Raw genomic sequence first — 11,124 nt, 5'->3', positions numbered from 1 at the left:
TGTCCAGTGGGTTACGCCCTATTTTGAGGGAACTTCATTGCACTGCATAAGGCCAGCGGCTACAAGACCGCCGGGGCGCTTTGCGGACCTTTATCGCGTTCGCATCAGCCAGGACCGAAAGGCGCAATGAGCGTGACATCCAGCAAGCGGCACGAAGGCGGCGTCGGCGAAACGATCCGCGTCATCTTTCACGCGTTGATCATTGCACTCGTGATCCGCACGTTTCTGTTCCAGCCTTTCAACATCCCATCCGGCTCGATGAAGGCGACCTTGCTGGTCGGGGACTATCTGTTCGTCTCGAAATACTCCTACGGCTACAGCCAGTACTCGCTGCCGCTGTCGCTGCCATTGTTCTCGGGGCGCATTCCCGGCGGCATGATGCCGGAGCGCGGCGACGTGGTCGTCTTCCGTCTGCCGTCGGACACCTCGACCGACTACATCAAGCGCGTCATCGGACTGCCGGGCGACAAGATCCGCGTCACCGACGGCGTCGTGTCGATCAATGGTGCGCCGGTGAAGATGGATCGCATTGCCGACTTCGTCGGCGAGGCGGCCTGTCCCAACCCGTTCATCGACCGCGTCAAACAATGGCGCGAGACGCTGCCGAACGGCGTGACGCATAACGTGCTCGATTGCTCGACCGATCACTCGCGCTTTCCGCAGACCACCGAAGAATACGTCGTGCCGCCCGGCTATTATTTCATGATGGGCGACAACCGCGACAATTCGACCGACAGTCGTTTCTCATCGGTCGGCTTCGTGCCGTTCGAGAACTTCGTCGGCAAGGCGCAGATCATCTTCTTCTCGGTCAATGAAGGCGAACAGGCCTGGCAGTTCTGGCGGTGGCCGGTCTCGGTGCGCTGGAACAGGCTGTTCACGATCGTCCGATGAGCCGCAAGGTTAAAGACCGTTCGGGTCTCGAGGCGAGGATCGGCTACAGCTTTTCCGACAAGTCGCTGCTCGAGCGCGCGTTGACGCACATCTCGGCTTTGTCGGGCGGCCCGCAGAACCGCGTGTCGAGCTATCAGCGGCTCGAGTTTCTCGGCGATCACGTGCTCGGCCTCGTCATCTCCGACATGCTCTACCGCAACTTTCCGAAGGCGAACGAGGGCGAACTGTCGAAGCGGCTCGCCGATTTGGTGCGCAAGGAAACCTGCGCCGCGGTTGCGAAAGACATGGACCTCGGCCCTGAACTGCGGCTGGGTAATTCGGAGTCGCATGCCGGCGGCCGCCTGCGCACCACGATCCTCGCCGATGCCTGCGAGGGGCTGGTCGGCGCCGTCTTCGTCGATGGCGGCTATCCGGCCGCCGAGGCGCTGATTGCCAAGTTCTGGCAGGATCGCATGGTGCAGTCGGTCAAGCCGACGCGCGACGCCAAGACCATGCTGCAGGAATGGGCGCAGGCGCGCGGCCTGCCGACCCCGGCCTACAAGGAAGTGGCGCGCACCGGGCCGCATCACGATCCGCAGTTCAGGGTCGCGGTGCTGCTGCCGGACAAGCCGCCGGCCGAAGGCGTTGGGGCCTCCAAACGCGCGGCCGAGCAGGCGGCAGCGGCGGCCATGTTGACAAGCGTCGGCGTAAAGCTGGACAAGGCCTGATGGCAGAACAAATCACGGCCGGCGCGGAACCGGGCGCAGGCACGCGCTGCGGCTTCGTTGCGCTGATCGGCGCACCCAATGCCGGCAAGTCGACTTTGCTCAATGCGCTGGTTGGTTCCAAGGTCACCATCGTCTCGCACAAGGTGCAGACGACGCGGGCGCTGATCCGCGGCATTAGCGTCGAAGGTTCATCGCAGATTATCTTCGTGGATACGCCTGGCATCTTCGCGCCGAAGCGGCGGCTCGACCGCGCCATGGTGACGACGGCGTGGAGCGGGGCGCACGAAGCCGATCTCACCGCGGTGCTGGTCGACGCGCGCAAGGGGCTGGACGAAGACATCGAGCCGATCCTCGATCGTCTCAAGGAGGTGAAGGGGCCGAAGATCCTGATCCTCAACAAGATCGATGTCGTGCCGCGCGACAGCCTGCTTGGCCTCGCCAAGGCGGCGAACGAGAAGGCCAAGTTCGAGACCACCTTCATGATCTCGGCGCTCAAGAGCGACGGCGTGGTCGATTTGAAAAAGTGGCTGGCCGAGCGCATGCCGGCAGGCCCGTGGCTCTATCCCGAAGACCAGATCGCCGACGCGCCGATGCGCCAGCTTGCCGCCGAGATCACGCGCGAAAAGCTGTTCGAGCGCCTGCACCAGGAACTGCCATATCACTCCACGGTCGAGACCGAGCAGTGGAAGGAACTGCGCGGCGGCGACGTGCGCATCGAGCAGACGATCTATGTCGAGCGCGAAAGCCAGCGCAAGATCGTCATCGGCAAGGGCGGGCAGACGCTGCGCGCCATTGGCGAAGCGGCGCGCAAGGACATCGCCGAGATCGCCGACGCCAAGGTGCACCTGTTCCTGTTCGTGAAAGTGCGTGAGGGCTGGGGCGACGACCCGGAGCGCTATCGGGCGATGGGGCTGGAGTTTCCGAGGGAGTGATGTGTCGTCCCCGCGCATAGCCGCCCGAAGGACGGCGTTCTTTCCGAACGCCTATGGGCGGGGACCCATACGTCGCAGCGTTACCTTGTGGCACGAAATGAAACGGTTTTTATTCGAGATTGTGCGCCGTCGTTAGCTCAGGGGTTATGGGTCCCCGCTTTCGCGGGGACGACAAAGAAATGCAATGGACCGATGAAGGCATCGTGATCGGCGTGCGGCGGCACGGGGAGGCATCCGCCATCCTCGAACTGATGACGCGCGAGCACGGCCGCCATGTCGGCATGGTGCGCGGTGGTTTCGGTTCGCGCATGAAACCGGTGCTGCAGCCTGGCAATAGCGTCTCTGCCACCTGGCGCGCACGGCTCGAAGACCACATGGGTAACTATACGATCGAGCCGCTGCGCCAGCGAGCGTCCAATTATTTCGCCGCGCCCCATGCGATTTACGGCGTCTCGCATCTCGCCGCGCTGATGCGCCTCTTGCCCGAACGCGATCCGCATGAGGGCCTGTTCAACGAATTCCAGACGATCCTCGACCGCCTCGAGGATGCCGCCTGGGCCGCGCCGCAGGTCGCGCGCTTCGAGATGCAGTTGCTGTCGGAGCTGGGCTTCGGCCTCGACCTTGAAGAATGCGCGGCGACCGGTGCCACCGAGGACCTGATCTATGTGTCGCCGAAGTCCGGGCGGGCGGTGTCGCGCGAGGCGGGCGCGCCTTACGCCGACCGGATGTTCAAGCTGCCGCCGTTCCTGATCGATGCGGGAGTCAGTCCCAATGGCAGCGATCTCGACGATGGGTTCAAGCTGACCGGCTTTTTCCTCGCGCGTCACGTGCTGGAGCCGCGCGGCATGCAGCTCGCCGACGAGCGTATGCATTTCCTCGCCGCGCTGGCGCGGGCGGTGCCCAAGGTCGCCTGAAAGCGGTTGCGAAATGAAAAGGCCCGGCGTCGCCGCCGGGCCTTTGCATGTGAGATGAACGTCGCGTTTACCAGACGCGCCGACAGACGCGCTCGTAGTGGCAGCGGCGACCATAGGGAGTCCAGCGGCAGACGCGGACGTTATGGCAACGCACCCGCGGACGGCGGTGATAACGATAGTACTGCGTCTGCTCAACCAGGTTCTGCCCGGTGATGGCCGCGTTGATGTCCGCGATCGGGGCGGCGCTGGCCGGAGCTGCGGCCAGTCCAAGGCCGATGGCAAACAGGGACGAAAGGATCAAGGCGCGCATTGCATTTTCCTCCTGCTAGACCGTGCCGCGACCTGCGGCTGGTATTATTTCAATAATGCCGGTCCCCAAGGTTCCCGGCTGTGACATAGATCACAACATCATGGCACAGTTCCTCGGCGACCCCGGTACCGGATCATGGTTCCGGCGCGGTCGCCGCAGCAATGAACGCCTGATGTTGCTGCCGGTTCAAAAACTAAACGGCAAAACTCGAAAATTTGCTGGCCGGGGCGTTCATCAGCCATTCATCGCCCGAATCCCCGGGTCCAAAAGCGGGCCACGCCGGGGGTCTTGTTCGGCCCGCGGCCCCGCAGTATCCCGTGCCGCATGGCAAAAAAAGTGATTCCCCCCAATAACGGCGGCCCGCCGGGCGGCATCGTCGAACCGGTTGCGTTGCAGTCGGCGCTGGAAGAGCGCTACCTCGCTTACGCGCTGTCCACGATCATGAACCGCGCGCTGCCCGATGCGCGCGACGGCCTCAAGCCGGTGCACCGCCGCATCCTGCACGTGATGCGCAGCCTGCGACTCGATCCCGGCGCGGCGTTCAAGAAGTCGGCCAAGGTGGTCGGCGACGTGATGGGTAACTTCCATCCGCACGGCGACCAGGCGATTTACGACGCGATGGTGCGTCTGGCGCAGGACTTCGCACAGCGTTACCCGCTGGTCGACGGTCAGGGCAACTTCGGCAATATCGACGGCGATAACGCCGCGGCGATGCGCTATACGGAATCGCGTCTCACCGATGTCGCCAAGCTTCTGCTCGACGGTCTCGACGAGGACGCCGTCGATTTCCGGCCCAGCTATGATGGCTCCAACGAAGAGCCGGTGGTGCTGCCGGCGGCGATTCCCAATCTCTTGGCCAACGGCTCGCAGGGCATCGCGGTCGGCATGGCGACGTCGATCCCGCCGCACAACATCGCGGAACTCGCCGACGCTGCGCTGCATCTGATCGAGACGCCGAATGCGCGCTCGAAGACGCTGCTTAAATACGTCAAGGGTCCGGATTTCCCGACTGGCGGCATCATTGTCGATCCGCCGGAAGCGATTGCCGAAGCCTACAATACGGGCCGCGGCTCGTTCCGCGTCCGTGCCAAGTGGTCGGTGGAGGAGGGCTCGCGCGGCACCTACGTGATCGTCATCACCGAGATGCCGTGGCTGGTGCAGAAATCGCGTCTGGTCGAGAAGCTCGCCGAGCTGCTCAACGAGCGCAAGCTGCCGCTGGTCGCCGACATCCGCGATGAATCGGCCGAGGACGTCCGTCTCGTTATCGAGCCGCGCGCCCGCACCGTCGACGCCACCATCCTGATGGAGTCGCTGTTCAAGCTCACCGAGCTTGAAACGCGCATTCCGCTCAACATGAACGTGTTGGTGAAGGGCCGCATCCCCAAGGTGCTGGGGCTCGCCGAAGCGCTGACGGAGTGGCTGGAGCACCGCCGCGATGTTTTGCTGCGCCGGTCCAAGCATCGGCTGGCCGAGATCGAGCATCGCCTCGAAGTGCTGGGCGGCTATCTGGTCGCCTATCTCAACCTCGACAAGGTCATCAAGATCATCCGCACCGAGGACGAGCCCAAGCCCGTCCTGATGAAGACCTTCAAGATCACCGAGGTGCAGGCCGACGCCATCCTCAACATGCGGCTGCGCAACTTGCGCAAGCTGGAGGAAATGGAAATCCGCGGCGAGGAGAAGCGCCTCAACGAGGAGCGCGCCGGTCTCAAGAAGCTGATTGGCTCGACCGATCTGCAGTGGAAAGCGATCGCCGCGCAGGTCAAGGAACTCAAGACCCAATTCGGGCCCAAGACCGAGCTTGGCAGGCGCCGCACCGAATTCTCGACCGCCCCCGAGCACGACGAGGCCGCGATCGAGGAGGCGCTCGCCGTGCGCGAGCCGATCACGGTCGTGGTGTCGGAAAAGGGCTGGATCCGCGCGCTGCGCGGCCATCAGTTCGATCTGTCCGGTGTCTCGTTCAAGACCGACGACGCGCTGAAATTCGCGTTCCAGACCGAGACCACGGCGAAGATCCTGATCTTCGCCGGCAACGGCAAGTTCTACACCCTCGATGCGTCGAAGCTGCCGGGCGGCCGCGGCCACGGCGAGCCGATCCGTATGTTCTTCGATATCGAGGCGGATTACGACATCGTCGCGGGCCTCGCTTATCAGGGTGGCCGCAAGTTCATCGTCGTCAGCTATGACGGCAACGGCTTCATCGTGCCCGAGGACGAATGCCTCGGCACGACGCGCAAGGGCAAGCAGGTGCTGAACCTGAAGGCGCCGGACAAGGCGGCGGCACTCAATGTGGTCGATGGCGACACCGTCGCGGTGATCGGCGAAAACCGCAAGATGGTCGTGTTCGGTCTCGATCAGGTGCCGGAGATGACCAAGGGCCGCGGTGTGCGTTTGCAGCGCTATCTGCAGAAGGGCCTGTCCGACATCACCACGTTCAAGGCCGCCGACGGCCTGTCCTGGGTCGACGGGGCAGGGCGCACGCAGACCATGACGATGAAGGACCTCAAGGACTGGCGCGGCAACCGCGCCGATGCCGGCCGCATCGCGCAGGGCCTGCCGAAGAACAACAAGTTCCGCGGCGCACCGGCGGCGAAGAAGAGCGACGAGGGCTGAACCTCAAACTCCGTTCGTTCCCGCGAAAGCGGGAACCCAGTTAAACCGCAAAGTCCGCCTGCGACAATCTGGGCCCCCGCTTTCGCGCGGACGAACGGTGGTGGTGCTTCGCCTGGCGTTCGTGTTCGCCCGCAATATCTTCCACACACCGTGTGCGGTCGCGACGGCACGTGGGCCCCGCCGCGCGCGCATGCCTCAGCTCACCACGAACACCAGCGACTGCTGAGCCTTTTCCAGCAGCGCCGTGGCGGTATCGCCGAAGAACAGTTTCTCGCCGGGCCGGCGGCCGGCGCCCATGATGATGACATTGTGCTTGCGCCGCGCGGCTTCGCGCAGGATCGCATCGCCGGCCGCTTTCTCGGTGCGCACCGCCGTGCGGACGTCCACCGAAAAGCTCTCGGCCAAGGCTGAGATGTCCTTGAGGATGGCCTCCTCGGCGCGGCGCGACCGCGCCTTGCCCTGCGGCGCGACATAGATCGCCGTGAGCGGAGCTTTGGTGGCGCGCGCGATCGCAACCGCGACCTCGGCGGCGCGGCGCGACACCTCGGTGCCGTTGACCGGCAACAGGATGCTGACGGTGCCGTGCAGCGGGTGCTTGCGATGTTCCTCGCGGGCATCGGCGATGAGCAGGGGGCCTTCGAATCCAGTGGCCAGTTTGGTCACTGCATCGGAGAAGTGGTTGGTGCGCGCCACCATCTTGTCGATGCCGAGGATCATGGCGCCGTAGCCTTTCGCCGCTTCCTCGGCGACGATCTCGGCGGTCGGCTTGCCGACCAAAGTGCTGACCTCGAGCGACAATAGGCTTTGCTCTTCAAGGGTTTTGGTGGCCTCGGCGCGTTCGGCCACTTCCTGAACGATGGACGCGGCGTCCTTGGCCTTGGCAGCTTCCTGCTTGACGCGCTTTTTGTCGTCGATGTCCCCTTCGGTGATGTGCATCACCGTCGTCGGCATTTCGTGGGTGGCGGCGACGATACCGGCAAGCCTTGTCGCGAAGGTGCCGTTGGTGGATTCATCGACTGCCAGCAGCAGCCGCTCGATATTGGCGAGAAAGCCCTGGCTTTCGATTTCCTCACGCTCCAGTCGTTGCTTCTCTTCCTTGCTCAAAGGAATGCGCGATAGCGCCCAGCGCAAGGTCGGCGGCATGGCAAGTGTCGTGACCACCGCCATGGTGACGATCATGGTGAAAAGGTTCTGGGTCAGCGCGCCCATCGACAGGCCGACTGTCGCGATGATGACTTCGGTTGAGCCGCGCGCATTCATGCCGCAGGCCAGCGCAAAGCCTTCGCGCTTGGTCAGGCCGCCAAGCTCGGCGCCGATGAAAGCGCCGCCGAACTTGCCGATACTGGCGATCAGGATGAGGCCGGCAGTGGCGAGCGCGATTTGCGGGTCGGCGAGAATGGTCAGGTCGGCCGACAGTCCAGCGAGGCCGAAGAACACCGGCGCGAAGAACGCCGTGATCAGCCCGCGCAATTGCTCGTCGATATGCTTGGTCAGGATTGGCGATTCACCGACCAGAATGCCGGCCACGAATGCGCCCAGCACCGAATGCACGCCAATGGCATGCGTTGTCAGCGCCATCACGCTCATGATGATGAGGATCGCGGTAATCACCGCGAAGTCGCTCTTGAGTACGTCGTTGGCCCAGCGGATAGCGAAGAACACCAGGCGCCGGCCGACGGTCAGACTCAGCACCATGAAAATGAAGGTGCCGACCACACTCTGCGCCAGCGACCAGGCATCGACTTCGCCATGCAGCGCCAGTGAGAAAATGATCGAGACGATGATCCAGCCGACGCTGTCATCGATGATGGCGGAGGCGAGGATCACCTGGCCGACATTGCGGCGCATGAAGTTCATTTCGCGCACCACCATGGCCACGATCTTCACCGAGGCGATCGACAGTGCGGTGCCGAGGAAGAGGGCGGTGATCAGGCGCCGGTCGGGATGCGGCAGCATGTGATCCGGAATGAAATAACCGAGCGCCACGCCGAAGCCGAACGGCACGACGATGCCCATCAATGACGCATAGACCGAGGCCTTGCCGGTGGCGCGCACCAGCCGCAGATCGGTCTCCATCCCGGTCAGCAGCAGCAGTAAGAGAATGCCGGCTTCGGAGATGCCCTGGAGCATGGCCTTCTGCTCCGGTGCCTGGGGGAACAAAGCGTGTTGGAAGTCGGGCCAGAGGAAGCCGAGGAAGGACGGGCCGAGCAGCAGGCCGGCGATGAGCTGCCCCATCACCGCCGGCTGGCCCATGCGGAGCATGGCCTCGCCGAGGAGGCGGCCGACAAGCATCAGTGCCACGAGCTGGGCAATGAAGATGACCTCGGACGGTCCTTTGGCGCCGCCGGCGGCCCAGGCCGGCATGCCCGCCGTGAAGAGGAGGGCGATGGCTCCGACGATGGCCCACCGGCCGGACACGGTGATTGGTCTTGTTGTCAGTGTCGCCCCCTGCGGCCTGGTGCCGGCCCGCCGCTACAACGGCCGTTTCCTGCCGGAGTTCCAATTTTTGCAATTGCAACTTATTCGCAATTAGACTATTTGAACGGGATTGCTACCCCGGCGAGCCGGCCTTCGCCGTCGCTTGACCCTAAGGCTGCCTATCCATGGATGCGATGTCGAATTCCCGGACTGAGCCACACCCAGGGCGCGATGGCTTCCGTTTCGCCCGCGTTGCCGCGGACCAGAAGAGCCTCGCCGAGGTCCATGCCAGCGTGCAGGTGCCCTTGGGCGGCTGGTGGTTGCGCCGGCTGCTGGCCTTCTCAGGCCCCGGTTACATGGTCTCGGTTGGCTACATGGACCCGGGCAACTGGGCGACCGATCTCGCGGGCGGCTCCAAGTTCGGTTACACGCTGCTCGCCGTCATCATGATCTCGAACCTGATGGCGATCCTGCTGCAGGCCTTGTCGGCGCGGCTCGGCATCGCCAGCGGACGCGATCTGGCGCAGGCCTGCCGCGACGCCTATCCGCGGCCCGTCGGCTATGTACTGTGGTTCGTCTGCGAACTTGCCATCATCGCCTGCGATCTGGCCGAAGTGATCGGCACAGCCATTGCTCTCAAGCTTCTGTTCGGCATCCCGCTGATCGGCGGCGCGCTCATCACCGCGCTTGATGCCTTCCTGGTGCTGATGCTGATGAGCCGCGGCTTTCGCTACCTCGAAGCCTTTATCATTGCGCTTCTGATCGTCATCGCGGTCTGCTTCGCCGTCCAGATCGCGCTGGCGGCCCCGCCGGTCGCCGCTGTCTTCAGCGGTTTCATTCCGTCGCCAGAGATCGTCACCAATCCGGAGATGCTCTACATCGCCATCGGTATCCTCGGCGCCACGGTGATGCCGCATAATCTCTATCTGCATTCCGCGGTCGTGCAGACGCGCGCCTATGAGCGGAGCGAAGATGGCAAGCGCAGCGCCATCCGCTGGGCGACCACGGACTCGACCATCGCGCTGATGCTGGCGCTGTTCGTCAACGCCAGCATTCTCATCGTTGCCGCGGCGGTGTTCCACAGCGCTGGCAAGGATGTCGCCGAAATCGAGGAAGCCTATGCGCTTTTGTCGCCACTGCTCGGCGTCGGCATCGCCTCGACCTTGTTCGCCGTCGCGCTGCTGGCCTCCGGCCTCAATTCGACGGTCACCGCGACGCTCGCCGGCCAGATCGTGATGGAGGGCTTCCTCCATATCCGCCTGCCGCACTGGATGCGGCGGCTCATCACCCGCGCCATCGCCATCGTGCCGGTGGTGTTCGTCACCGCGCTCTACGGCGAGAGCGGTACGGCCAAGCTGCTGATCGCCAGCCAGGTGGTGCTGTCGATGCAACTGCCCTTCGCCGTGATCCCTCTGGTGCAGTTCGTCTCGGACAAACGCAAGATGGGGGTGTTCACCATCGGCAAGCCGGTGGCGCTCCTGGCGTGGCTCGTCGCCGCTATCATCGTGGTGCTGAACGTGAAGCTGCTGATGGATACGTTTGCGGGCTAGGCGTCGTGCCCGGCCATGATGGGAAGACTCATTTATCCACCCGCGCCCATCCCGCCGGCATCAGGCGTTCCTGCGGCAGGAAGCGGCCCTTGTAATCCATCTTCTTCGAGCCTTGCACCCAGTAGCCGAGATAGACATAAGGCAGCCCCATCGCTTTGGCGCGCGCGATGTGGTCGAGGATCATGAAGGTGCCAAGCGAGCGGTGCGCCTCTTCCGGATTGAAGAAAGAATAGACCATCGACAGCCCGTCCGACAGGACGTCGGTCAGCGCCACCGCCATCAGTTCGCCGGCGCCGCGATGGGTGAAGCCTGAATCCGCGTCGCGCTTGCGGTAATTGACGACGCGGGTCTCGACATGGCTGTCCTCGACCATCATCGCGTAGTCGAGCACGGTCATGTCGGCCATGCCACCGTCGCGGTGGCGCGCATCGAGATAGGCCCGGAACACCGAATACTGCTCCGAGGTCGGCGCCGGCTCGCGCATGTCGCCGATGATGTCGTCGTTGAGTTCGAGATTGCGCCGCATGTTGCGCGACGGCGCAAAGTCGTTGACCACGACGCGCACCGAGACACAGGCGCGGCAGGTCTCGCAGGCGGGACGATAGGCGATCGACTGGCTGCGGCGGAAGCCGCCATGCGTGAGCAGGTCATTGAGTTCGCCCGCTCGCGCGCCGACCAGATGTGTGAACACCTTCCGCTCTTCCTGGCCCTTGAGATACGGGCAGGGCGACGGCGCGGTCAGATAGAATTGCGGCGTGTCGCGGGAATGCTGGGTCACGGCTTCCGGTC

Annotated in this window: 10 protein-coding genes; 7 read left to right on the top strand and 3 right to left on the bottom strand. The window is 63.9% G+C overall.

Features of this window, described 5'->3' with window-relative positions; all coding sequences use genetic code 11:
• Positions 1-126 precede the first annotated feature (126 nt).
• The 4 genes from lepB (at position 127) to recO (ending at position 3,444) form a co-directional block, all read left to right on the top strand.
• Entirely contained in the window at positions 127-891 is a 765-nt protein-coding gene (gene lepB, locus E8Q40_RS12865) for a signal peptidase I (RefSeq protein WP_137044935.1), read from the top strand.
• On the top strand, positions 888-1,598 hold the full coding sequence (gene rnc / locus E8Q40_RS12860; protein WP_137044934.1) for a ribonuclease III: 711 nt from the start codon (positions 888-890) through the stop codon (positions 1,596-1,598). The genes lepB and rnc overlap by 4 nt, the downstream gene beginning before the upstream one ends.
• Positions 1,595-2,530, top strand: coding sequence for a GTPase Era (era, locus tag E8Q40_RS12855; protein ID WP_370455258.1), 936 nt, complete (start codon positions 1,595-1,597; stop codon positions 2,528-2,530). The genes rnc and era overlap by 4 nt, the downstream gene beginning before the upstream one ends.
• A gap of 179 nt (positions 2,531-2,709) precedes the next feature.
• Positions 2,710-3,444 (top strand): DNA repair protein RecO, encoded by a 735-nt coding sequence (gene recO, locus E8Q40_RS12850; protein WP_137044932.1) that lies wholly within the window; start codon positions 2,710-2,712, stop codon positions 3,442-3,444.
• Positions 3,445-3,511: 67 nt separating this feature from the next.
• Here recO and E8Q40_RS12845 read toward each other — a convergent pair whose 3' ends face one another.
• Complete coding sequence (locus E8Q40_RS12845) at positions 3,512-3,754, bottom strand: hypothetical protein (RefSeq protein WP_137044931.1); 243 nt, start codon at positions 3,752-3,754, stop codon at positions 3,512-3,514.
• Between the two features lie 324 nt (positions 3,755-4,078).
• Between E8Q40_RS12845 and parC the strand changes: the two genes are divergently transcribed.
• The gene (gene parC / locus E8Q40_RS12840; RefSeq protein WP_137044930.1) at positions 4,079-6,367 is read left to right on the top strand and encodes a DNA topoisomerase IV subunit A; all 2,289 of its coding nucleotides are present in this window, start codon (positions 4,079-4,081) and stop codon (positions 6,365-6,367) included.
• A gap of 195 nt (positions 6,368-6,562) precedes the next feature.
• On the opposite strand, the gene E8Q40_RS12835 is transcribed toward parC, so the two are convergent.
• The gene (locus E8Q40_RS12835) at positions 6,563-8,731 is read right to left on the bottom strand and encodes a cation:proton antiporter (RefSeq protein WP_137044929.1); all 2,169 of its coding nucleotides are present in this window, start codon (positions 8,729-8,731) and stop codon (positions 6,563-6,565) included.
• Positions 8,732-8,753: 22 nt separating this feature from the next.
• On the opposite strand from E8Q40_RS12835, the gene E8Q40_RS21975 reads away from it, so the two are divergent.
• Together E8Q40_RS21975 and E8Q40_RS12830 are read left to right on the top strand one after the other, a co-directional pair.
• A complete protein-coding gene (locus tag E8Q40_RS21975; protein ID WP_168197828.1) occupies positions 8,754-8,900 on the top strand; it encodes a hypothetical protein in 147 nt (48 codons plus the stop codon).
• Positions 8,901-8,970: 70 nt separating this feature from the next.
• On the top strand, positions 8,971-10,335 hold the full coding sequence (locus E8Q40_RS12830; protein WP_370455186.1) for an Nramp family divalent metal transporter: 1,365 nt from the start codon (positions 8,971-8,973) through the stop codon (positions 10,333-10,335).
• Positions 10,336-10,363: 28 nt separating this feature from the next.
• Here E8Q40_RS12830 and E8Q40_RS12825 read toward each other — a convergent pair whose 3' ends face one another.
• Entirely contained in the window at positions 10,364-11,113 is a 750-nt protein-coding gene (locus E8Q40_RS12825) for an arginyltransferase (RefSeq protein ID WP_137044927.1), read from the bottom strand.
• Positions 11,114-11,124 lie beyond the last annotated feature (11 nt).

Origin of the sequence: Pseudolabrys sp. FHR47 (assembly GCF_005153485.1) — a bacterium.
Lineage (GTDB): Bacteria > Pseudomonadota > Alphaproteobacteria > Rhizobiales > Xanthobacteraceae > Pseudolabrys.
The sequence above is the reverse complement of the archived record's forward strand: the minus strand, read 5'-3'. Positions and strand labels throughout refer to the sequence as shown.